The organism is Micromonospora sp. CNZ309 (assembly GCF_002846525.1).
Genome location: NZ_PJNG01000001.1, coordinates 37,409 through 60,481, shown reverse-complemented (window position 1 = coordinate 60,481; position 23,073 = coordinate 37,409). Strand labels below are relative to the sequence as shown.

Annotated in this window: 17 protein-coding genes; 8 read left to right on the top strand and 9 right to left on the bottom strand. The window is 74.3% G+C overall.

All coding sequences use genetic code 11. The annotated features are described in order from the left end of the window. Nucleotides 1–30 precede the first annotated feature (30 nt). The gene (locus tag CLT72_RS00320) at nucleotides 31–1,614 is read right to left on the bottom strand and encodes a DHA2 family efflux MFS transporter permease subunit (protein ID WP_101409014.1); all 1,584 of its coding nucleotides are present in this window, start codon (nucleotides 1,612–1,614) and stop codon (nucleotides 31–33) included. Between the two features lie 200 nt (nucleotides 1,615–1,814). Then, entirely contained in the window at nucleotides 1,815–4,412 is a 2,598-nt protein-coding gene (locus CLT72_RS00315) for a helix-turn-helix transcriptional regulator (RefSeq protein WP_158241939.1), read from the bottom strand. A gap of 361 nt (nucleotides 4,413–4,773) precedes the next feature. Here CLT72_RS00315 and CLT72_RS00310 point away from each other — a divergent pair, with 361 nt between their 5' ends. The 5 genes from CLT72_RS00310 (at nucleotide 4,774) to CLT72_RS00290 (ending at nucleotide 11,505) form a co-directional block, all read left to right on the top strand. After that, nucleotides 4,774–4,953, top strand: a complete 180-nt coding sequence (locus tag CLT72_RS00310; protein ID WP_101409012.1) for a mersacidin/lichenicidin family type 2 lantibiotic — start codon at nucleotides 4,774–4,776, stop codon at nucleotides 4,951–4,953. 82 nt (nucleotides 4,954–5,035) lie between these two features. Beyond that, nucleotides 5,036–8,065 (top strand): type 2 lanthipeptide synthetase LanM, encoded by a 3,030-nt coding sequence (gene lanM, locus CLT72_RS00305; protein WP_101409011.1) that lies wholly within the window; start codon nucleotides 5,036–5,038, stop codon nucleotides 8,063–8,065. Between the two features lie 23 nt (nucleotides 8,066–8,088). Beyond that, the gene (locus CLT72_RS00300; RefSeq protein ID WP_144082149.1) at nucleotides 8,089–10,308 is read left to right on the top strand and encodes a peptidase domain-containing ABC transporter; all 2,220 of its coding nucleotides are present in this window, start codon (nucleotides 8,089–8,091) and stop codon (nucleotides 10,306–10,308) included. After that, nucleotides 10,305–10,874, top strand: a complete 570-nt coding sequence (locus CLT72_RS00295) for a flavoprotein (RefSeq protein WP_101409009.1) — start codon at nucleotides 10,305–10,307, stop codon at nucleotides 10,872–10,874. Before CLT72_RS00300 ends, CLT72_RS00295 begins: the two co-directional genes overlap by 4 nt. Continuing rightward, complete coding sequence (locus CLT72_RS00290) at nucleotides 10,867–11,505, top strand: DUF3105 domain-containing protein (RefSeq protein WP_101409008.1); 639 nt, start codon at nucleotides 10,867–10,869, stop codon at nucleotides 11,503–11,505. Before CLT72_RS00295 ends, CLT72_RS00290 begins: the two co-directional genes overlap by 8 nt. Nucleotides 11,506–11,511: 6 nt before the next feature. On the opposite strand, the gene CLT72_RS00285 is transcribed toward CLT72_RS00290, so the two are convergent. Together CLT72_RS00285 and CLT72_RS00280 are read right to left on the bottom strand one after the other, a co-directional pair. Next, on the bottom strand, nucleotides 11,512–13,140 hold the full coding sequence (locus tag CLT72_RS00285) for an acyl-CoA dehydrogenase family protein (protein ID WP_101409007.1): 1,629 nt from the start codon (nucleotides 13,138–13,140) through the stop codon (nucleotides 11,512–11,514). Continuing rightward, nucleotides 13,137–13,736 (bottom strand): TetR/AcrR family transcriptional regulator, encoded by a 600-nt coding sequence (locus CLT72_RS00280; RefSeq protein ID WP_101409006.1) that lies wholly within the window; start codon nucleotides 13,734–13,736, stop codon nucleotides 13,137–13,139. Before CLT72_RS00280 ends, CLT72_RS00285 begins: the two co-directional genes overlap by 4 nt. A gap of 131 nt (nucleotides 13,737–13,867) precedes the next feature. Between CLT72_RS00280 and CLT72_RS00275 the strand changes: the two genes are divergently transcribed. Then, on the top strand, nucleotides 13,868–14,614 hold the full coding sequence (locus CLT72_RS00275; protein ID WP_101409005.1) for a hypothetical protein: 747 nt from the start codon (nucleotides 13,868–13,870) through the stop codon (nucleotides 14,612–14,614). A 259-nt stretch (nucleotides 14,615–14,873) separates the two neighbouring features. Here CLT72_RS00275 and CLT72_RS00270 read toward each other — a convergent pair whose 3' ends face one another. The 3 genes from CLT72_RS00270 to CLT72_RS00260 form a co-directional block, all read right to left on the bottom strand. Further along, a complete protein-coding gene (locus CLT72_RS00270; RefSeq protein ID WP_101414839.1) occupies nucleotides 14,874–15,314 on the bottom strand; it encodes a hypothetical protein in 441 nt (146 codons plus the stop codon). A gap of 91 nt (nucleotides 15,315–15,405) precedes the next feature. After that, nucleotides 15,406–16,857, bottom strand: coding sequence for a GNAT family N-acetyltransferase (locus CLT72_RS00265; RefSeq protein WP_486484151.1), 1,452 nt, complete (start codon nucleotides 16,855–16,857; stop codon nucleotides 15,406–15,408). Between the two features lie 75 nt (nucleotides 16,858–16,932). Then, nucleotides 16,933–18,471 carry an MFS transporter gene (locus CLT72_RS00260; protein ID WP_101409003.1) on the bottom strand — a complete coding sequence of 513 codons (1,539 nt, stop codon included), beginning with the start codon at nucleotides 18,469–18,471 and terminating at the stop codon, nucleotides 16,933–16,935. A gap of 115 nt (nucleotides 18,472–18,586) precedes the next feature. On the opposite strand from CLT72_RS00260, the gene CLT72_RS00255 reads away from it, so the two are divergent. Continuing rightward, nucleotides 18,587–19,162, top strand: a complete 576-nt coding sequence (locus tag CLT72_RS00255) for a TetR/AcrR family transcriptional regulator (protein ID WP_101409002.1) — start codon at nucleotides 18,587–18,589, stop codon at nucleotides 19,160–19,162. 155 nt (nucleotides 19,163–19,317) lie between these two features. Further along, a complete protein-coding gene (locus CLT72_RS00250) occupies nucleotides 19,318–20,139 on the top strand; it encodes a formate/nitrite transporter family protein (RefSeq protein ID WP_101409001.1) in 822 nt (273 codons plus the stop codon). Between the two features lie 110 nt (nucleotides 20,140–20,249). On the opposite strand, the gene katG is transcribed toward CLT72_RS00250, so the two are convergent. Beyond that, nucleotides 20,250–22,526, bottom strand: a complete 2,277-nt coding sequence (gene katG, locus CLT72_RS00245) for a catalase/peroxidase HPI (protein WP_101409000.1) — start codon at nucleotides 22,524–22,526, stop codon at nucleotides 20,250–20,252. Then, nucleotides 22,523–22,978, bottom strand: a complete 456-nt coding sequence (locus tag CLT72_RS00240; protein ID WP_101408999.1) for a Fur family transcriptional regulator — start codon at nucleotides 22,976–22,978, stop codon at nucleotides 22,523–22,525. The genes katG and CLT72_RS00240 overlap by 4 nt, the downstream gene beginning before the upstream one ends. Nucleotides 22,979–23,073 lie beyond the last annotated feature (95 nt).

The window sequence follows — 23,073 nt, the reverse complement described above, 5'->3', positions numbered from 1 at the left end:
GGACCGGTCTTCCGGGGCCGGGGCGGCGCGTCAGTGGATGATGACGGGGGCCTTCGCCTGCCCCGGCTGCTCGTCGTCGAGCAGGTGCGACGGCTCACGCCGGCGGGGCAGGAACGCGGCCGGGATGAACGTGAGCAGCACCAGCGCGAACGCGACCCAGAACGTGGTGGCGAAGGAACTGGCGGCGAAGTCGAGCCCACGGGAGAGCAGCGACGGGTCGACCGGGAACCGCTCGGCGAGCTCCGGCTGCTGCTGCACGGCGATGGCGATGGCCGCCTCGGTCAGCGGCTCACCGTCCGGGCCGACGGCGCCGGGGATCTGCCGGGAGCCGTTCATCTCGCTGGTGAGGATCACCGACATCGTGGCGGCGCCGACGGAGCCACCGATCTGCTGGAGGATATTGACCAGGGTGGAGCCGCGGGCCACCTCGTGGGCCTTCAGGGTCTTCAACGCCGAGGTCATGATCGGCATCATGGTGCCGCCCATGCCCAGGCCCATGACGAACAGCGACCCGCAGAGCAGCACGTAGGACGTCTGCGGGTCGATCTGGGTGAAGGTGAAGAACCCGAGGGCGATGAGCACCAGCGCGAACGGCACGGTACGGCCGACGGGGACCCGGTCGGCCAGCATCCCCGCCACCGGCATGGTCACCATCGCGCCGATGCCCTGCGGCGCCATCAGCAGGCCGGCGGTCAGCGTCGACTCACCGCGGATCTGCAGGAAGTAGCTGGGGAACAGCAGGCCGGCGCCCATGAACGCGATGATGAACACGAACATGGTCACCGTGGCGATGGTGAGGTTGCGGTTGGCGAACAGCCGCAGGTCGAGCAGGGGGTGCCGGGGCCGGAAGGAGTAGCGCACGAAGGCGACGACGAGCACTCCCCCGACCAGCATGGGCGCCCACACCTCGGGGTCGGCGAACGTGCCGGCGTCGGGCAGCGAGGAGACGCCGTAGAGGAAGAGGGCGAGGCCCGGCGAGAGCATCAGCATGCCGACGAAGTCGAACGACTCGGAGGGCTCGGGATTGTCCTTCGGCAGCGCCACGGCGGCGTAGACGAGCGCCACGGCACCGATCGGCAGGTTGATCAGGAAGATCCAGTGCCAGCTCGCGATGTCGATCAGCCAGCCGCCGAGGATCGGCCCTCCGATGGGCCCGAGCAGCATCGGGATGCCGAGGACGGCCATCAGCCGGCCGATCCGGTGCGGGCCCGCCGCCCGGGTCATGATCGTCATGCCGAGCGGCAGGAGCATGCCGCCGCCGAGGCCCTGGAGCACGCGGTAGCCGACCAGTTGCCCGATCGTATCGGCGTTGGCGCACAGCCCCGACCCGATCGTGAACAGCGCCAGGGCGATCATGTAGAGCCGCTTGGTGCCGAACCGGTCGGCGGCCCAGCCGCTGAGCGGGATCACCGTGGCCAGCGCGAGCGTGTAGGCCGTCATGGTCCAGGCGACGTCGGCGTACGACGCGTCGAACTCGCGCTGGAAGGTCGGCAACGCGACGCTGACGACCGTCACGTCGAGGATCGACATGATCGCGCCGAGGACGACGACCCCGGCCACCTTGAGCACCGAGGCGTCGAGTTTGTCCGAGGTCGCGATGGATTGCTGTGTCACGAATTCTCCTGAAGTCCCCGTGGTGGCCGGCACCGGGCCGTGCCTCGACCTGTCATCTGCCGAGCAGTGTCCGCAGGCAGACTAACGAGCGACACCGACGATCGGCCGACGATTTTCGACCGGCAGAACGGCGGGTGCCGACCGGCAGAAACGGCGGCCCGCCCCGGCGGCGACGTCGGCGCAGGCCCGGCGGCGCGCGGCTACCCCGCAAACGAGCCCGCGAGTTCGAGGCGGCTGCGCACCCCCAGCTTGTGGTACGAGCGCTGGAGGTGGTTCTCCACCGTGCGCACCGACAGGCGCAGCCGGTGGGCGATCGCGGTGTTGTCCAGCCCCGTGGCGGCCAGCTCGCAGATCTCGCGTTCCCGGCCGGTCAACGGGCTCGGCGCGGATTCGACCCGCCCGCACCAGGCCGGCCAGTACGCGTCGCAGTGGCCGCGCAGCTTCTCGGCGCGGGCGGCGTGGGCGTTGGCGGCGCGGTGGTCGCCGCGCCGGCGCCGGGCCGCGCCGGCGGCGATCGTCGCCTCCAGCTCCAGGGTGGTGTATCCCCGCTGCCCGAACGTCGCCGCCAACTCTTCCAGCGGGTCGGGATCCGCCCCCGCCAGCGCCGCGGCCAGGTCGGCGTAGAGCCCGAAGAGCGGGCTGTCGCAGGCGTCGGCGACCTGACGCAGCGCCGAGGCCGCCGAGGCGGACGGCGCCACCCGGGACAGCAGGTGCAGCGCCTGCGCGGCGATGGTGCGTACGCCGTTCTCGCGGGCCTGCGCGGCCAGCGCGGTGAGCTGCCCGGCCGCGACGGCGAGGCGCCCCTCGGCGACGTGCGCCCAGGCCTCGGCGAGGCCCCAGAAGTCGGCGGGCCCGCTGTGCGTGGGGAAGCTCCCACCCAGCTCGTCGCGGACCTCCCGGACGTCGCGCGCCGCACCGGCCTGCGCGGCGAACCAGGCGCTGACGGACAGGACGTAGCCTCGGATGGGGAACAGCGTGTGCCCGTCGACGAGGGCACGCGCCTCGCGCAGCCAGCGCAGCGCGTCCCCCAGGCGCCCCCGGTGGTAGCGGCAGTTGCCGACCATCAGGGCGAGCAGGGCCACGCCGTCGGCGGAGCCGCGGTCGACCGCGTCCAGGTAGTAGGCCTCCGCCGACTCCGTGGCCTGGGCCAGGTTCCCCGACATCACCAGCGCCTGCACGTGCAGGGCCTGGGTGGCGGCGCGCATGGTGGGCCAGGCCTGCGGGAAGGTGACCTCGTCGCCGTCGAACATCGCGGCGGCGCGGGCCGGCTGGCCGGAGAAGACCAGCAGGTAGGGCAGGAGCGGGGCGCCGGCCATGCCCAGCAGCGGGTCGCGCGGCGGGTGCTGGCCGAGCCGGGTGACGGCGTCGCGCCCCTCGGCTATCCGGCCGTCGAAGACGGCCATCGCGGCGACGGCGGTCAGCAGCCCGTCGTGCACGGCGGCGGGCAGCGCCGCCGCCGCGTCGGCGAGCACGGCGCTGGCGGCCCCGGGCCGGCGCAGCCCCCAGAACAGGTTCACCGCCCGCAGCGCCGCCGTCTCGGCGCGGTCGCGGGGGTCGTCCAGGGTGTCGTACGCGCGGCGCAGGTGCCCGTCGGCCTCCTCGCCGCGCCCCTGCGCGACCAGGGCGCGGCCGAGCTGGCGCGCGCCCCGGGGCGAGGCGACCCGCCGGGCGAGCCGCTCGGCGAGGCGGGCCCCGCGCCGCAGCAGCGCCGACTCGGAGGCGGCCAGCAGGTCCGCGTCGTCGACCGCCAGGTCGGCCTCGCACCGCCACGACACCACACGCAGGTGGTCCTCGTACTGGGCCGGCGAGGTGTCCTCCAGGGCGTCCGCCAACTCGCGCAGGATGCGGCGGGTACGCAGCGCGCCGGTGCTCGCCCGGGCCGCCTCGGCGTAGAGCGGGTGCGCCACCCGGACCAGGCCGCGCTGCTCGCCGGTGGTCAGCTCGATGAGCCCCCGCTCCTCCAGCCGTTCGGCGACCTGCGCCGGCACGAGCCGCTCGACGACGGGCAGCGGCGCGGGCTCGCCGTGCGCCACGTACTGCAACGCCTCGATCTCGTCGGGACCGAGCTGGCCCAGAGTCTCGGCGATGAGGTCGCTCAGGTGCGGGTGTTCCAGCGGGGTGCCGCGCCAGGTCCACACGCCGCGCCGCCGGGCGAGGGCGCCGGTCTGCCGCCCGCCGCGCAGCATCTCCCGCAGGAACAGGGGGTTGCCGCGTACCGCCTGCCAGACGGTGGCGAGGGTCAGGCCGTCGGTGGGCCCGCCGAGCATCGCCTGGATCAGCTCGGCCGTCTCCTCCTGGCTCATCGCCGCCAGCTCCACCCGCTCGACGGGGCCGAGGCGGCGCAGGGCGGTGACGGCCGGGCTGGCGACCGCCTCGCTGCGGGCGGTGGCGAGGACCCGCACCGCCTCGCCGGCCACGAGCCGCTCCAGCAGGGCCGACGACGCGTCGTCGAGCCAGTTCACGTCGTCGACGACGACGAGGACGGGCCGGTCGGCGGCGATGGCGCGCAGCCTGGCGGCCACGTCGCGGAAGGCCTCGACGACCGACGGACCCACCGGCTGGGCGACGAGCTGGGCGAGCACGCCGAAGGGCACGCTCTGCCAGCCCGGCGTCGCGGTCACCCGCAGTGCCAGGAAGCCGCGCCGCCCCGCCTCGGCCAGCACCTCCGTGGCGAGCCGGCTCTTGCCGATGCCGGCCTCCCCGGTCACCAGGGTGCAGCGGGTCACGCCGCCGTCGAGGCTGTCGAGCAGCCGGTCCAGCTCCCGCCGCCGCCCGACGAGTGGCCATGGTGTGGACAACGGGTCCCTCCCCACAAGACGTCTGCCGTGACAGACGCTGTCAGCGGCGCACGAGGTTGTCGGCCGGGATGACGGTAGGGCAACCGCGTTCGTTGAGTACCGAATTCCGCCGGCCCTGAGTAGCCCCGCTGGTGTCCGCGTACTCATGCTGACCTGCGCATGTAGCTATCTTTCAGCGCGATGCTCCTGTTTGGCGTCAGGTTTCAGACACCGTCGCGCACGTCGCCGTACGCGGTCGGCGGTGACCGGTTCGCGACTGCGGTGGAGTAGCCGCTACTCACGCCCCGGCCCGCGCCCCCGGCCAGTCTCGAAGGGACGGACCGCGGCACCCGGCCGCCGGTCGCGACCAAGGAGGAACCAGATGTCGATCACCGACGTCGTCCGTGCCTGGAAGGACGAGTACCACCGCAGCGAGACCTCGCTCGACCACCCCGTCGGCCTGGTCGAGCTGAGCCGCGAGGAGCTGGAGACGGTCGCCGGCGGCATGGCGCCGATCGACGGGCACACGGAGAAGTGCTGCCACTGCATGTCGCCCTGCTGACGAGACCTGTCCACCACGGCGACCGCGCCGGAGCCCGGCGAGCTGCCGGGCTCCGGCCCCGCCCCGCACCCGAGGATCGGCGATGACCGTTGGGTTCCTACCCGCCCTCTCGCTCACCGAGCGCGTCCCGGTCGACGGGGCCGGCGCGTACCCCGTCTCCGACCGCGCCCGCTGGCGGCTCTCCCGGTGGCGCGACTCGCAGGCCTTCGCCACCGCCGGGGCCTGGCAGCGCCGCCTCGCCGCCGACGCGTGCGACGAGGACGTCCTGCTGCGCCTGCTCGACGAGCCCGCCGCGGTGATCGCGGCCCGGCTCGCGCACCCCCCGGAGTGGTCGCGACGGTTGCAGGGCCTGTACTGCGGGCCGGCCCCCGACGACTGGCGCCCGCAGCGGCTGCCGGGCCGCCCGCTCGACGACGCGCTGGTCGTCGCCGCCCCGCTGCTCGCCGACGCCCGCCGCCGCGTGCGCGAGGCCGCAACGGAACTGGCCGGCCCCGCCACGCCCGTCGACCCCGCCGCCGTCGACGCGCTCGGCCTCGCCGAGCTGCTCGACGAGCTGGTCCGGCTGCTCAGCCGCGCGAGCGTGCTGGAGCTGAACGTCGCCCGCGTACGCGGCGAGCTGACCGGGCCGACGCCGGCGCGGCGCTTCGCCACCTTCTTCGCCCGGATGGCGCAGCCCCGCGTCGCGCTGGACTTCCTCACCGAGTACCCGGTGCTGGCCCGCCAGCTCCTGACCGTGGTCGACGCCTGGGCCTCGTCCACCGTCGAGTTCCTGCGCCGGCTGCACGGCGACTGGGCCGCGATCGCGCCGGCCCTCGGCGTACGCCCGGACGCACGGCTCACCGGGCTCACGCCCACCGGCGACGCCCACCGGGGCGGGCGGCGGGTGTGCGTCGCCCGCTTCGACGACGGCTCGCGCGTGGTCTACAAGCCCCGCGACCTCGCCGTGGACGCCCGCTTCCAGCGGCTGCTGGGCTGGCTCGCCCGGCGCGACGCCGACCTGGGCCTGCGCCCCTTCGGGGTGCTGACCCGCGACGGCTACGGCTGGACGGAGTTCGTCGCCGCCGCCGCACCGACGTCGCTGCCCCGCTACGCCCGCCACTACGGCAGCCTGCTCGCCCTGCTGCACGCGCTGGGCGCCGGCGACTGCCATCCCGGCAACGTGGTGGGCGCCGGCGACACACCGGTGCTCGTCGACCTGGAGACCCTGTTCACCCCGGCGCTGGAGCGCGGTCGCGGCGCCGCCGACGGCGCGACCGTGGCGTCCTGCGTCCTCGCCGTCGGGCTGCTGCCGGCCGGCGAGCCACCGGTGGGCGAGGCGGGTGCGTGCAACTGCGCCGAGTGGCTCGGCGCGGGCACCGACGAGATGCAGTTGCACGTGCCCGGCGTGCACGTCGGGCACGGGGCACCGGCCGCCGTCGAGGGCGTCCGGCCGGCGGACCTGCGGGCGTACGAGGCCGACGTCGTCGCCGGCTTCCGCCGCGCGTACGACGTGCTCGGCGCCGAGGCCGGGGTGCTGGCCGACCGGGTACGCGCCTTCGCCGGCGACGAGATCCGGGTGGTGCTGCGCCCGACGCGCACCTACGCCCGGCTCCAGGAGGCGCTGCTGCACACCGACCACCTGCGCGACGCCCTCGACCGGGACCGGCTGCTGGACTGGCTCTGGGTCGGCGTGGAGGAGCTGCCCGTGCTGGCCACCACGATCGCCGCCGAACGCGCCGACCTGGCGGCCGGGGACACGCCACTGTTCACCGCCCGGGTGGGCTCACGCGACCTGTGGGCCGGCCGCGACCGGCGGCTGCCCGGCGCCCTGGCCGGCTCGGCGCTGGACGGGGCGCTGCGTCGCATCGCCGGCCTGGGCGAGGCCGACCGGGAGCGGCAGGTGTGGCTCATCCGCGCCACGTTCGCGTCCCTGGCCGAGACGCCCGACGCCCCGCACGCCGAGGTCCGCTGGCGTCCCGGGCCGGTGCCGGCCGAACCGTCGACGTTCCGCCCGCTGCTCGCGCAGGCCGCCGAGATCGGCGAGCGGGTCGCGGCGATGGCCCACGGCGGGACGTGGTTCACGTTCGGTCCCACCGCCGGGGCCCGCTGGGCGCCGGTGCCGATGGGGGCCGGTCTCTACGACGGCCTGTCGGGCCTGGCCCTGTTCTACGGGTACCTGGGCGAGGTCACCGGGCACGAGGACTTCACCGACCTGGCCGCCGGGATCGCCCGGCGGCTCGGCGAGCGGCTGCGCGCCGACGGTTTCCCCCTGACCGCCGTCGGGGCGTTCAACGGCTGGGGCGGCCCTTGCTACGCGTACGGTCACCTGGCCGCCCTGTGGGGCGACGACCCGACCGTCCGCGCCGGGCTGGACCTGGCGCTCACCCGGCTGGCGGCGCTGGCCGACGACGCCGGCGACGCCGACGTGGTCGACGGGCTGGCCGGCGCGGTGCTCGCGGTGCTGGCGTGCGGTGCGGAGCCGCAGCGCACGGTCGACCTGGCGCGTCGCCTCGGCGACCGGCTCGTCGCGGCGCTGCCCGCCGCGCTCCGGCTGGGCGGCCTGTCGCACGGCGCCGCCGGGATGGCGACGGCGCTGTTCGAGCTGTGGAGCGCCACCGGCGTGGAGCGCTACGCCGAGGCGGGGCGCCGCGCCCTGGAGCTCGACCGCTCGCTGTACGACCCGGCCACGGGCAACTGGGCGGACCTGCGCCGGCCCGGCCTGCTCAGCAACGCCTGGTGCCACGGCGCACCCGGCATCGGGCTGTCGCGGGTGCGCATCCGGCGGGCGCTGTCCCGCCGCCCGCTGCCGCAGGTCGACGGCCTCGACGCCGAGATCGCGGTGGCGCTGCGCACCACGTTCGCGCACGGCTTCGGACGCAACCACAGCCTGTGCCACGGCGACCTCGGCAACCTCGACCTGCCCCTGCTCGCCGGGGCGGACCCGGCGGCGGTCGGCGCGGTCGTCGACGGCGTGCTGCGCGACGTGGCCGCCCACGGGTGGCGCTGCGCCAACCCGGCCGGGCTCGACTCGCCGGAACTGATGACCGGGCTGGCCGGCATCGGCTACCAGCTGATGCGGCTGGCGGAGCCGCAGCGCGTCCCGTCGGTGCTGACCCTGGCGGGTGCCCCGTGAGGCGGCGCGGCCGGGTGCCCGTCGTGTTGCAGATGACCGACACCGACTGCGGCGCCGCCTGCCTCGCGATGGTCCTGCGCCACGCGGGCGTACGCGCCTCGCTCGCCGGGTGCCGCGAACGCCTCGGCGTCGGCCGCGACGGGGTCAGCGCGCTGGCCCTGCTGGACGCGGCGCGGGAACTGGGGCTGCGCGCCAGCGCCTACCGGGCGACCCCCGAGGAGCTCGCGTCGCTGCCGATGCCGCTGATCGCGCACTGGGAAGGCTCGCACTTCGTCGTGGTGGAGCGCCGCACCCGGCACGGATTCTCGATGGTGGACCCCGCCCTCGGGCGCAGGACGGTCCCGTTCGCCGAGGCCGCCGAGTTCCTCACCGGCACCGTGCTGGTCTTCACCGGCCGCGCGACGGCGCCCGGCCCGACCGGACGCGCCGGGGCCGCCCGTACGCCGTGGCTGCGCCGGGGTTACCGGCTCGCGCGGGGGTTCCTGCCCGCGCTGGGGACCGTGCTGTCCGTCTCCGTCGCCCTGCAACTGCTCGGCCTCGCCCTGCCGCTGGCCATGTCGACGGCCCTCGACGCGATCCTGCCGGCGCGGGAGACCGGGCTGCTGCCCTACCTCGGCCTGGCGGTGCTGGCCCTGGCCCTGACCCAGTTCGGGCTGGCGCACCTGCGCTCGATGCTGCTGGTGAACCTCCAGTCGCGGGTGGACCGGGAGCTGATGACCCGGCTATTCGCCCACCTGATGAGCCTGCCGTTCCGCTTCTTCCAGCAGCGCTCCAGCGGCGACCTGATGCAGCGGCTGGCGAGCAGTGTGCTGCTGCGCGAGATCGTGACGACCCAGGTGCTGACCGCCGCCATCGACGGCGCGCTGGTGCTCGGCTACCTCGCGGTGCTCTTCGCCGCCGACACCGGGTTCGCCGTGGTGGCGCTGGGGATCGGCCTGGTCCAGGTCTGCGCGGTCGCGGCCGTCAACCGCCGCCTGCTGCGGCTGAACCACCGCCAGCTCACCGTGCAGGCGGAGGCGGAGAGCGTACTCATCGAGGCGCTCTCGGGCATCGCCACCATCAAGTCGATGGGCGCCGAGAAACAGGTGTACGACCACTGGCTGGGCCGCTACTCGGCGGCGCTCGCGGTGGACCGCGCGCGCAGCCGGCTGTCGTCGACCGTCGACAACGTGGCGGCGACCGTACGGCTCGTGGGACCGCTGGCCCTGCTCTGGCTGGGCATGTACCGCATCTTCGCCGACGGCATGAGCCTGGGCGACGCGATGGGCCTGCAGATGCTGGCCCTGGCCGTGATCGCCCCGCTGGGCTCGCTGGTCGCCAGCGCGCAGGTGCTCCAGTCGGTCGCCTCGACCGTGCAGCGGCTGCGCGACGTGTTCTCCGCCCGGCCCGAGGTCGAGGACCCGTCGCGGCTGCTGTCGCCGACGCTGCGCGGCAAGGTCGAGGTGCGCGGGCTCAGCTTCCGCTACGACGGCACGGGCCCGTACGTGCTGCGGGACGTCTCGTTCACCGTGCAGCCGGGCCGGACGGTGGCGGTCGTCGGCGCCTCGGGCAGCGGCAAGAGCACCCTGGCGATGCTGCTGACCGGGCTCTACCGGCCCAGCGGCGGCCAGGTCCTCCTCGACGGGGTGCCGCTGGAGCGGATCGCCCCGGACGCGCTGCGCCGCCAGTTCGGCGTGGTGTTCCAGGAGAGCTACCTGTTCCGCGACTCGATCCGGCGCAACATCGCCCTCGCCCGGCCGGACCTGCCGCTGGCGGACGTGCGGCGGGTCGCCCGGCTGGCCGCCATCGACACCGACGTCGAGGCCATGCCGCTGCGCTACGACACCCGGGTGGCCGAACGGGGCCAGGCGCTCTCCGGCGGGCAGCGCCAACGCCTCGCCATCGCGCGGGCGCTCGCCGGGGAGCCGGTGGTCCTGCTGCTCGACGAGGCCACCAGCCACCTGGACGTGGCCACCGAACGCCGGGTGAGCCAGGCCGTCGCGGCCCTGCGCTGCACCCAGATCGTCATCGCGCACCGGCTGAGCACGGTGCGCCACGCCGACGAGATCCTCGTGCTCGACGGCGGCACGGTCGTCGAGCGCGGCAGTCACGACGAGCTGCTGGCGCTCGGCGGCAGGTACGCGGCGCTGGTCCGCGCGCAGCTCGACGGCCAGGCCGCCGACGACGCCGCCGAGGTCGTACGCGGCAGCGCGGGAGCACCCGTGGAACACGAGCCGGTCGTCACCGGAGGGAGTCACCGATGAGCGTCACGTTGCCGTTCGAGCGGGTCCTCGTCGCCGCCTGCGGATCCAGCGGCGCCATGTCGCTGCCGCAGTCGTTGCTGGCGATGAGGCACGCGCTCCACCTCGAGGTGCGGGTGGTGATGACCGGGGCCGCCGCGACGTTCGTGACCCCGACGGCGCTCGCGGCGATCACCGGCCACCCGGTGACCGTCGAGGAGGCCCAGGGGCAGCCGGGGGTCCCCCACCTGGACCTGACCGAATGGGCGCAGCTGGTGCTCGTACTGCCAGCCACGGCCAACACCCTGGCCAAGGCGGCGGCGGGCATGGCCGACAACCTGGTCACCGCGTGCGTGCTGGCCTCCGCCGCGCCCGTGGTGTTCGTCCCCGCGATGAACGTACGGATGTGGGAGAAGCCGGCCGTCCAGCGCAACGTGGCGCAGCTGCGCGCGGACGGGCACGGCGTCGTACCGCCCTCGCGGGTCCTCGCGCTCAGCTCCGGCACGGCCACGGGCATCGGGGTGCCCGGCATCGAGACCGTGCTGGAGTGGACGGTGGCCCACCTGGCCTCGGCGGCCTCCGATGCCTGACGCGATCGACCGGGAGGCGCGGGCGACGCGGTGGGTGGCGGGGCTGATGGCGCTGCTGGGCGTCGGCCTGGCCTGCTGGGTGGCGGCGCCGGTCGCGCGGCAGCGGCTGGCTCCGCCCCCGCCGATCGCGTCGTTCGGGGTGCCCGAGGCGGCGGCCGGCTGCGATCCGGAGCTGACGGACCCGGTGTCGGGCAAGGGCGTCCACGTCGGGCGGGGCGCCCGCGTCGCCTACCTGACCGTGCCACCGTCGTCGGGGCCGCACTACGAACTGCCCGCGCCGCTGCGCCGGTTCTACCTGGACGGCGACCGACCCCCGGTGGAGGTGCTGGTGCACAACCTGGAGCACGGCTACACGGTGGTGTGGTACTCCGCCGACCTGCCGGCGCCCCAGGTGGAGGCCCTGCGCGGCCTGGCCGCCCGGCTCGGCGCCGACGAGCGGACCGCCAAGTTCGTCGCCGCCCCGTGGGACGCCTCCTACGGCCGGTTCCCGCCGGGGCGCCGCGTCGGCATCAGCCGCTGGGGCGCCACCGCCGGCTACCGCCTGCTGTGCGGGTCGGTCAGCGGCGCCGTCATCGAGCGCTTCCTCGCCGCCCACCCGGCGACCGACTCGCCCGAACCGGAGGGGGCGTGACGGCGGTCAGCCCACCTTGGGCACCGCGCGGGCGATGATCGCGGCGAAGTCGACGCCGCGGGGCAGCGTGCCGTACGCCTGGCCGTGGTCGCCGTCGAGGCGCGAGGCGCAGAAGGCGTCGGCGACGGCGGGGTGGCCGTGGCGCACCAGCAGCGCGCCCTGCAGGACCAACGCGAGGCGCTCGACGACGCGGCGGGCCCGCAGCTCGACGTCGTCGGGGTCGGCCAGCTCGGCCCGCACCCGGCGTACGGCGGCGTCGAGCCGGGCGTCGGCGCCGGCGGCGGCCGTGGCCTCGGCCTGGAACGCCGCCATGACCTCGGGCTCCCTGGCGAGGGCGCGCAGCACGTCCAGCGCGGCGACGTTGCCCGAGCCCTCCCAGATCGAGTTCAGCGGTGACTCGCGGAACAGCCGGGGCATGCCCGACTCCTCGACGTAGCCGTTGCCGCCCAGGCATTCGAGGGCCTCGGCGGCGTGCCCCGGCCAGCGCTTGCAGACCCAGTACTTGCCGACGGCGAGGGCGAGGCGCTTGAACGCGGTCTCGGCGGCGTCGCCGCGCGCGGACCGGTCGGTGGCCCCGGCGAGCCGCATCATCAGCACGGTGGCGGCCTCGCTCTCGACCGCCAGGTCGGCGAGCACGTTGCGCATCAGGGGCGCCTCGACGAGGTACCGGCCGAAGGCCCGCCGGTGGGTCGCGTGGTGGGCGGCGGTGGTCACGCCCTGGCGCATCCCGGCCGCCGCGCCGATGACGCAGTCCAGCCGGGTCAGGTTGACCATGTCGATGATGGTGCGTACGCCACGGCCCTCGTCGCCGACCCGCCAGGCGACCGCGTGCTCGTATTCGATTTCGGCCGAGGCGTTGGACCGGTTGCCGAGCTTGTCCTTGAGGCGCATGAGCCGCATCGGGTTGCGCGTGCCGTCGGGCAGGACGCGCGGCACGAGGAAGCAGGTGAGCCCGCCCGGCGCCTGGGCGAGGGTGAGGAAGACGTCGCACATGGGGGCCGACGTGAACCACTTGTGCCCGAGCAGGCGGTAGGTGCCGTCCGGCTCGGGGCGGGCGGTGGTGGTGTTGGCGCGTACGTCCGAGCCGCCCTGCTTCTCGGTCATCGACATGCCGGCCAGCAGTCCCCGCTTGGCCAGCGGCGCACGCAGCCCGAAGTCGTACGACGTGGCGGTGAGCAGCGGCTCGTAGCGCGCGGCCAGCTCCGGGGCGTGCCGCAGCGCCGGCACGGCCGCGTAGGTCATCGAGATCGGGCAGCCGTGCCCGGCGTCGGGACGCCAGGTGTAGAACTTGGCCGCCCGCGCCACGTGCGCGCCGGGCCGCTCGTCCGCCCACGGCGCGGCGTGCAGGCCGTGCGTGACCGCCGTGCGCATCAGCTCGTGCCAGGCGGGGTGGAACTCCACCTCGTCGACGCGGTTGCCGTGCCGGTCGTGGGTACGCAGGACCGGCGGGTGCTCGTTGGCCAGTCGGCCCTGCTCGACGGCCCACTCGCCACCGCCGAGGCGGCCCAGCTCGTGCAGCTCGGCGGCGGCCCAGCCGGCGCCCTCGCGGTCGAGCCCGTCGAGCAGGGCCGGGTCGTCGGCCGCGTCGTGACCGACCAGCGGCGGAACCTGGTTGAGGACCTCGTGCGTCGTCACGGCGACACTCCCAGCGCGCGGTGGAGGAAGGTGGTCAGGTGTGCGATGGTGCGCGGCCCGGCGACCCCGGCGGCCAGGGGACCGACCATGGCCTCGGCCAGGGCGCCGACCAGCGCGGTGGCGGTCAGCTCGGGATCCTGCGGGGGAAGCTCGCCGCTGGCCACGCCCTGCGCGACGTGGCCGGCGATCAGCTCGGCGTACGCGCGGCGGAAGACGAGCCGCTCGGCGTCGACCGCCGGGTCGGCCGGCTCGGCGAGCAGGGCGTACGCCAACCGGGGGGACCGCAGCGCCCGGCCGGAGAACGTCTCGATGACGGCGGTGACCCGCTCGGCGACCGTGTCCTCCCGCGCCGCCGCGCGCGCCACCGCGTCGACCTCGCGCTGCGAGGCCGTGCGGAACACCTCGGCGACCAGGTCGGCCTTGGTGGGGAAGTGCCGGTAGACGCTGCCGGTCGCCATCCCCGCCCGCTCGGCGACGGCGGCGACGGAGCAGCCGGCGTACCCGTGCTCGGCCATGATCTCCAGCGCGGCGGCGATGATCCGCTGCCGGGACGCGCTCAGCCGAGCCTGCACGCGCTCGGTGCTCCGGTAGACCACGCCAAGAATTGAACCATCGTTCACTCCTTGGCGGCAAGGCGCTCCTGGCCGGCGGAGGACGCCCGCGACGCCGTCTAGGATCACTCTCTTCGGCAGGCGTACGCCCCGGAGTCCTCGAAGGCGGCCCCACCGTGACCCCTGATCCGACCGACGTGAACCGCCGCCTGGACGCGGCGCTGACGGGCGTGGCCGACGCCTTCCAAGGCATGAGCGCCCACCGCCAGGAGACCAACTGCGAGTGTCACTGGGGCAGCGCCGAGGAGCTGGCACTACTCAAGACCCCCGACGCGCCGCTCGACGAGGACCTGCTGCGCCGCACGTACTGGACCACGGACTGGCGCTACCCGGGGCCGCTGCTGCGCCGCATCCTGCCCCCGGTGACCCGGCGCCTCGCGGCGGGTGAGGTGGAGCCGCTCTCCGGGATGGACCCCCTGTCCCGCCTGTTCGTGATGGGTCGCTGGCTGGACTGGCCCGCCGCGCAACGCGACGCGGTACGGGAGTTCCTGGACGCCTGGTGGCAGCACACCCTGGTGGACCCCGGGGCGAAGGTCCCCGCCCACGAGGCCCTGGCCTTCGTCGCCGAGGTCACCGGGCAACTCGCCCCGTGGCTGAACACCTGGGCGCAACTGCTGGCCGGCCCGACGGCGCGGCGGATGCTGGCCGGGGCGGCCGACGAGTGGCTGTCCGACCTGCTCAGCGACCGCCTGCCCTGGTCGAGCTGGCGCGACGAGGAGGACACGCCGTGCCTCGCGCTGTCGATGTGGGTGTTACGGCACGCGCCGCCCGTGCTGCGGGACCACGACGCGTCGGGCGAGCTGTGCGACCTCGTACGGCTGCTCGCCCTCCCCCACGCCGACCGGTGGGGCGAGCGCGGCTGAGGTCTGTCTCATAAGCCGTGATCGGCTGCGCCGGGCCTCGACGGCCCGGCGGTGTGGTCCCCCTCGCCTCGATACCACACAGGCATTTTCATGCCACACAGGTATCGGCGTTCCGACGGCAGCGGTCCGTCAGCCGCACGCGCCTTCCACGTCCTCCGTCAGCCAGAACGCCATCGCTGCCACGAACGGCGACAGGGGCACCCCGTCTCCGGGAGGTGCCCCTGTCGCGGCGGCCGGTACGCGGCCCGATGAGCTGCGGTCAGCAGCCCTGCCGTCGGCTGTAGATCTGGTGACGCTCACCCGCCCATCCGATGTAGCCGACCGCCTCGACGCAGTAGGACGCCACGCCGGTGACGCCGACCGGGCCGGCGTGGTAGCTGAAGTCGCCCGAGTCGGTGTCCGCGCTGCCCGAGCGGGTGCAGTGCGCGCCCTCGCCCGACCGCTCGGCGCAGCGGTAGATCTGCACGAAGGTAGGCGCCGACTTCCCGTAGGCCGCGCCACGGTGGTAGAAGCACGCGCTGTTGGTGCCCCCGTTGCTGCTGTTGTAGTAGATCACCAACTCGCCGAGGCCCGAGGACTGCACCTGGCTGTAGATGATCGTGCCCGAGCAGGAGCCGGCGGCCTGAGCGGCGGGCGCGCCGATCACCATGACCGACGCGACGGTCACCAGCGCCATCAGGGTCGAGAACAGTCTCTTCATGATCACCAAGCCTATCCACAGTCGACTGTCGTCTGTTGTGGATCATGATCGCACGACGCGGCCTCCGGCGGTGTCCCTGCCCGCGCCCGGCCTAGCGCCACCAGGGGCGGTCGACGACGAGTTCCTCGAGGTCACGGACGTTCTCGGCGACCACCCGCGCGGGGGTGGCCGGGCGATGCAGCGCGGCCCGGAGGTCCGAGGTGAGATAGCTCGCCTCACGCACCTCGCACTCCTGGCGCAGGGTCGCCGGGGACGTCTCCGTCGCGCCGGCGACGACGTCGAGGACGGCCTCCCGGTGCGGGCCGCTGAACCGGATCAGAAAGAACCAGTCGTCCATCGGCTCACCGAGACGCGCCCACTCGAAGTCCAGCAGCGCCGTGACGCGCCGGTCGCGGGCCAGCCAGTTGCCCCAGTGGCAGTCCGCGTGCACCGGCACGTCCGCGCGCGCCAGCGACGGTGCGTCCTGCGCCAGCGCGGTCAGACCGTCGAGCACCCGGCGGGCGACGATGCCGTCCCGGTCCAGGGCGGCGAGCTTCTCCACCTCGGCGAGAAGGGCGTCGCGGCTGACGAAACCGCCATGGTCCAGCGTCTCCCCCAGTGTCCGCCGGGCGTCGGCCCCGGGCGTCCAGCCGTGCAACCGGTGCAGCCGCTGGACGGCGTCCTCCGCCAACCGGCGCGCGGTCGCCTCGTCCACACCGGGCAGGCCCATGCCCGGGGTCACCCCCGGCACGCGGGCGTAGCAGGCGTAGCGGACCTCGCCGGTCGCCAGCTCGTGCAGCCCGCTGTCGAGCAGCGGCGCGGTGATGCCGGCGGGCAGGTGGGGCGCGAGGGCGATCTCCCGGTTCAGTCGCGAGTGGCCGGCGGCGTGGATGATCTTCACGACGACGTCGGCGCCGACGTGGACGTGGTGCGAGAGGCTGTCGGCCGTGGTCATCGGGCCGGGGTCGCGGCCCAGGGCCGAGGCGGCGATCGCGTGGGCGACGTCGTGGGACTGTCGCAGGTCGGTCGTCGGCGGTGGCGGGGTCGCCTCACCCGCGTCCTGGCGGGAGTCGTCCCAGTCGAGTCGGTAGCGCTGTTCGAGGCGACCGCTGCGCGGGTGCGGGACGGCCTCGCCGTGGGGCAGCCAGCCGGCGGCCTCGTACAGGCTCACCGCCCGCGGATTGTCGACGTAGACGCCCAGCTCGGCACGGGCGAAACCCGCCGCCGCGAGGTGGGCGGGGGCGGCCCGCAGCAACTGCCGGCCGACGCCCCGACCCCAGGCGGCGGGTTCCACGCCGAGGTACCGGATCTCGGCGGTCGAGCCGTCCGTCGGCACGGGCTCGACCGCCGCGAAACCGACGACCCGACCGGCGTCGAGGGCCACCAGCAGGAGCGAGCGGGGTGTGCCGTCGAGCACCGCCTGGATCAGGGGGCGGGCGAGGCGGAGCGGCGCGACCTCGGTGTCGCCGTCGCGGGCCGCGGTCGCCTCCGCCCAGATCCGGGCGGCCTCGTCGATGTGCCGTTCATGGGTGGCCGGCCGTACCCGCACGTCGCTCATCGACACAGTCTGTCGATGCGCCGTCCCGGTGGCGACCCGGTTTGTCGCGCCGCTCTCCGCGGCGCCGGCCCGCGAACCGCGCTACGGCTGGCGGGGCGACGGCACGAGCTTCCAGGCGATCACGCCGGCCGCGACCAGCAGGACGGCGGCGATGAGGGAGGTCGTCTGCATGGCGTGGACGAAGGCTTCCCGGGCGGCGGCCAGGATCTGGGCGCCCTGCTGCCCGTCGCCGGCCAGGGCCCGGCCTGCCGTGGCCAGCGACTCGTGCACCGCGTCGCGGCTCGGGCCGGGCAGCGTCGACAGGTCGGGCAGGGCCGAGCGGTAGAGGACGGTGTGCAGGGTGCCGAGCAGCGCGATGCCCAGGGCGACGCCCAGTTCGTACGCCATCTCGGAGATGGCCGAGGCGGAGCCGGCCCGGTCCTTCGGCACCGCGCCGAGCACGGCGTCGGTGGCGGCGGTGAAGGCGAGGCCGACGCCCAGGCCGATGACGACCAGGCCCAGCGCCAGCGGCGCGTAGCCGGCGTAACCCTCGCCGACCGTCAGCACGGCCATGCCGGCGCCCGCCGTCAGCAGCCCGACGGCGAGGGCGCGTCCCACGCCCAGGCGGGCGAGGACGGCGGCGGCGATGGCGACGACCGCGATGGACGCCAGCGTCAGCGGCAGCTCGCGCAGTCCCGCCTCCAGCGGCGAGTAGCCGCGGACGAGTTGCAGGTACTGGGAGAAGAAGAAGAGCAGGCCGCTGAAGGCGAAGATGGCGATCAGGCTGGCGACGACCGTACCGGTGAAGACCGGGCGGGCGAAGAGCGAGACGTCCACGAGCGGCGCCGACAGGCGGCGCTGGCGGCGCACGAACAGCATCCCGCCGACGAGGCCGGCCACGGCCGCGCCGACACCGACCGGGTCGACGCCGGCCTTGGCGGTGTGCTTGACGGCCCAGACCAGCGCGACGATCGCCGCCACGGACAGCAGCGCGCTGAGCAGGTCGAAGCGCCCGGGGCGCGGATCGCGCGACTCGGGCACCAGGGCGGCGACGCCGATCAGCACCAGCAGCATGATCGGGACGTTGATCACGAAGACGGAGCCCCACCAGTAGTGCTCCAGCAGCGCTCCGCCGACCAGGGGGCCGAGTGCCGCGCCGCCGGAGGCCCCGGCCGACCAGACGGCGATGGCGCGGGTGCGCTGACGCGCGTCCGTGAAGATGTTGCGGACGATCGACAGCGTCGAGGGCATGAGCGTCGCGCCGGCCACGCCGAGCAGGACCCGGGCGGCGATCAGCCAGCCGGCGCTGGGAGCGAAGGCCGCCAGCAGCGACGCGGCGCCGAAGCCGGCGACGCCGATCAGCAACAGCCGCCTGCGTCCGATGCGGTCGGCCAGGGTGCCCATGCTGATCAGCAGGCCGGCCAGCGCGAAGGAATAGGCGTCGCCGATCCAGAGCAGCTGGGTGGCGGTGGGCTGCAACTCCGCGACCAGCGCGGGCACGGCCAGCGCCAGCACGGTGCCGTCGACGGCCAGCAGCGTGACGGCCAGGGTCAACGCGGCCAGGGCTGCCCACTGCCGCACTCCGGCGCGTCCGCCGGCGGTCGCGCCGGTGGGCTCGGGGGCCAGGTCCGTGTTGCTCATGCGGCCACGCTACGGACCAAATGGTCGGCTGTGCAAGCCGATTGGTCGGCTAGGGTGGTGATGCGCCCGACACCTCCACGGCGCGTCGGAAGGCCCAGAGCGAAAGGAAGACGGCATGCCGGCTCGCGAGCGCGACACCGCCAGGACCCGCCGGGTGGTGCTGGACGCCGCCGCCCGTGCCGTCGTCGCACACGGCGCCGGCGTCAGCCTGGATCTCATCGCCCGCACGGCCGGGGTCTCCAAGGGCGGGCTGCTGCACCACTTCCGCAGCCGCGAACAGCTCCTGCTGGAGCTGGCCCGCGACCTGGCGGAACAGTTCACCGCCGCCGTGCACGCCGCCGTCGACCCGCGCGACCACGCCCGGGGCCGGCTGGTGCGCGGCTACGTCAGGGCGACCCTCGACGGGCTGGGCGACGGGTCGACCGTGCCGGAACACGTCATCCTGGCCGCCTCGCTGGCCGGCGTACCGGGCGTGGCCGAACTCCTCCAGGAGGACAACCGGCGCTGGGACGAGGCCCTGGAGGCCGACGGCCTCGACCCGGACCGCGTACGGCTGATCACCCTGGCCGCGGACGGCGCCGCCGTCGCCGGCCTCTACGGCGGCGGTACGGACCCGGACGACGCGAGGCGCCTGCGGGAGTTGCTCATCCGGCTGTCGACCGACGAGGGCCCCCTCGTCGGCCCGGCCTGATCGGACGACGAGGCCGCCTTCGGCCGCCCGACGCGTCAGGGCCGGGAACCCCCGGTCGCCCGGCGGCGAGTGGCCGAGCGGCCTTCAGCCCGGCCCTGCCAAGCGTGACCCACCCCGGCAGGAGTAGCCGGTGCGGGAACGGGCAGACGGGGGCGGTGAGCCAGCGTCGCGACGTTCCCGACGGTCGGGCCGGTGCCGCGCGCGCCGACCCCGAGCCGGAGGTGGCGCAGGCGTTCGACCGGCTGGTCGAGGAGGGCGACGTCCGGCTCGCCCGGCCCTGGCCGACGCTGATCGTCACCGGCCTGCTCGGCGGGATCGACGTGGGCACCGGAGTGCTGGCGTACCTGCTGGTCCTGGACGCCACCGGGCAGAAGCTGCTGGCGGGGCTCGCGTTCGGCATCGGGTTCGTGGCCCTGCTGCTGGCCCGCAGCGAACTGTTCACCGAGAACTTCCTGGTGCCGGTGACGGCCGTGGCCGCCCGCCGGAACTCACTCGCCGCCCTGGGCCGGCTCTGGGCCGTCACGCTGGCCGGCAACCTGCTGGGCGGCTGGCTGGTGGCGTGGCTGATCACCCGCGCGTTGCCCGGGCTGCGGGAGACCGCCACGTCGGTCGGCACCCACTTCGCCACGCTGGGCGTGAACCTGCACTCGTTCACCCTGGCGGTGCTCGCCGGTCTGGTGATCACCCTGATGACCCGGATGCAGCACTCCACCGAGAGCCTCGGCGTACGGCTGGTGCCGGCGCTGCTCTTCGGCGCGCTGCTCGCCGGCGGCGAACTCTTCCACAGCGTGCTCGACTCGATCCTGATGTTCGCCGCGCTCACCGCCGGCCGGGCGCCGTTCGGCTACCTGGACTGGCTCGGCGCCCTCGGCTGGTCGGTGCTGGGCAACATCGTCGGCGGGGTGGGCCTGGTGGCCTTCCTCCGCATGGCCCGGGTGCCGCACGAGCTCGCCCGGGAACGCGCCCGCAACCGCTGAGCGGAGGCACCGCATGCCGGCAGGAGGCGGGAGGGCGTGCGGAACCGCCCGGAACGCGGGCGAGCCCCGGCCGATCGTGCGATCGACCGGGGCTCGTCACGTGGCACGGGTCAGGCGAGGTCGAACCGGTCGAGTTCCATGACCTTCGTCCAGGCCGCGGCGAAGTCGGCGACGAACTTCTCGCGCGCGTCCTGGCTGGCGTAGACCTCCGCGAGGGCCCGCAGCTGGGAGTTCGAGCCGAAGACGAGGTCGACCGCGGTGGCGGTCCACTTCACCTCGTCGGTGGCCAGGTCCCGGATCTCGTAGACGTGCTCGTCGGACTGCGACGCCTTCCACCGGGTGCCCGGGGAGAGCAGGTTGGCGAAGAAGTCGTTGGTGAGCACGCCGGGCTTGTCGGTGAGGACGCCGTGCCGGCTGCCGCCGACGTTGGCCCCGAGCGAGCGCAGGCCGCCGACGAGGACGGTCATCTCGGGCGCGGTCAGGTTGAGCATGTACGCCCGGTCGAGCAGCAGCACCTCTGGCTGGGTCTTCTCGCCCGCCCGCAGGTAGTTGCGGAACCCGTCGGCGCGCGGCTCGAGGACCCGGAAGGACTCGACGTCGGTCTGCTCCTGGCTGGCGTCGGTGCGGCCCGGGTGGAACGGCACGGTCACGTCGACGCCGGCGTCGCGCGCCGCCTTCTCGACGGCCGCCGAGCCGGCCAGCACGATGAGGTCCGCGAGCGAGATCTTCGCCCCGCCGCTGGCGTTGAACTCCCGCCGGATGCCCTCCAAGGCCTCCAGGACCGTCGCGAGCTGCTCGGGCTGGTTGACCTCCCAGCTGCGCTGCGGCTCCAGGCGGATCCGCGCGCCGTTGGCGCCGCCGCGCTTGTCGGTGGAGCGGAAGCTGGCGGCCGAGGCCCAGGCGGTGGAGACGAGCTGGGTGGTCGTCAGGCCGGACTCCAGGACCTTCGCCTTGAGGGCGGCGACGTCGGCGTCACCGACCAGCTCGTGGTCGACGGCCGGCACCGGGTCCTGCCACAGCTGGGGCTCCGGCACCCACGGCCCGAGGAAGCGGCTGACCGGACCCATGTCGCGGTGCAGCAGCTTGTACCAGGCCTTGGCGAACGCCAGCGCGAACTCGTCGGGGTGCTCCAGGAAGCGGCGCGAGATCTTCTCGTACGCCGGGTCGACGCGCAGCGACAGGTCGGTCGTGAGCATCGTCGGCTTGTGCTTCTTCGACGGGTCGTGGGCGTCCGGGATGATCGCCTCGGCGTCCTTGGCGACCCACTGCTTCGCGCCGCCGGGGCTCGTGGTCAGCTCCCACTCGTAGCCGAAGAGGATCTCGAAGAACCGGTTGCTCCACTGCGTCGGCACGTCGGTCCACGTCACCTCGAGACCGCTGGTGATCGTGTCCGCGCCCTTGCCGCTGCCGTAGGTGCTCAGCCAGCCCAGGCCCTGCGCCTCCAGCGGGGCGCCCTCGGGCTCGGGGCCCACGTGGTCGTCGGCGACGCCGGCGCCATGGGTCTTGCCGAAGGTGTGGCCACCGGCGATGAGGGCGACGGTCTCCTCGTCGTTCATGGCCATCCGGGCGAAGGTCTCGCGGATGAAGTGGGCCGCCGCGAGCGGGTCGGCGTTGCCGTTCGGGCCCTCCGGGTTGACGTAGATCAGACCCATCTCGGTCGCCCCGACCTCCGGCGCCATCTCCTTCTCGGAGACGTAGCGCTCGTCGCCGAGCCAGGTGTCCTCCGGGCCCCAGAAGATCTCCTCGGGCTCCCAGACGTCCTCCCGGCCGAAGGCGAAGCCGAAGGTCTTGAAGCCCATCGACTCCAGGGCGACGTTGCCGGCGAGCACGAGCAGGTCGGCCCACGAGACCTTCTGGCCGTACTTCTGCTTCACCGGCCACAGCAGCCGGCGGGCCTTGTCCAGGTTGGCGTTGTCCGGCCAACTGTTGAGCGGGGCGAACCGCTGCCCGCCGTCGCCGGCGCCGCCGCGACCGTCGTGGATGCGGTAGGTGCCCGCCGCGTGCCAGCTCATCCGGATCATCAGGCCGCCGTAGTGGCCGAAGTCGGCCGGCCACCAGTCCTGCGAGGTGGTGAGGACCTCGACGATGTCCCGCTTGAGCGCCTCGACGTCGAGCTTGGCGAACTCCTTGGCGTAGCTGAAGTCCTCGCCCAGCGGGCTGGCCTTGGACGAGTGGGCGTGCAGCACCGACAGGTCGATCTGGTTGGGCCACCAGTCCCGGTTGGTACGCGGACGACCGCCGGTCTTCGGCGTCGGCGAGTCGATCGCCGGGTTCTCGCTCTCGCTGCCGTGCGCGGTCACGGAGTCGTGCGCGACCGGGCAGCCGGCCGCCTCCTTCTTGTCCACGCCCTGTGCGCTGGAGGGAGCGTTGTCCTGCATGTCGCTCATCTACTTCCTTCCGAACTGGCGGACCACTGGGAGGTGCGTTCGGCCGCACACCCGGGGCAGGTGCCCCAGAAGACGACCTCCGCCTCGTCGACCGTGAAGCCGTGGTCGTCGGAGGCGGTGAGACAGGGGGCACGGCCGACAGCGCAGTCGACGTCGGCGATCGCGCCGCAGGAGCGGCACACGACGTGGTGGTGGTTGTCGCCCACCCGGCACTCGTAGCGGGCGGTCGCCCCGGCGGGCTGGATGCGCCGCACCAGGCCGGCGTCGGTGAGCGCGCGCAGCACGTCGTAGACCGCCTGGTGGGAGACTGTGGGCTGGGCGACCCGCACCAGCGCGATCACCGTGTCGGTGTCGACGTGCGGATGGTCGCGCAGCGCTGCGAGCACCGCCAGTCGGGGCCGGGTCACGCGCAGCGAGACCGCCCGCAGCTGAGCTGCGAAGTCGGACGCCACGCGATGAATATAGTCCACTCTTCTGGAATGAATCAGGTTTTGCTCCAGCCGAATCCGCACGGGCACCGAGCGGTTCCGGGTGGTCGCCGAGGACG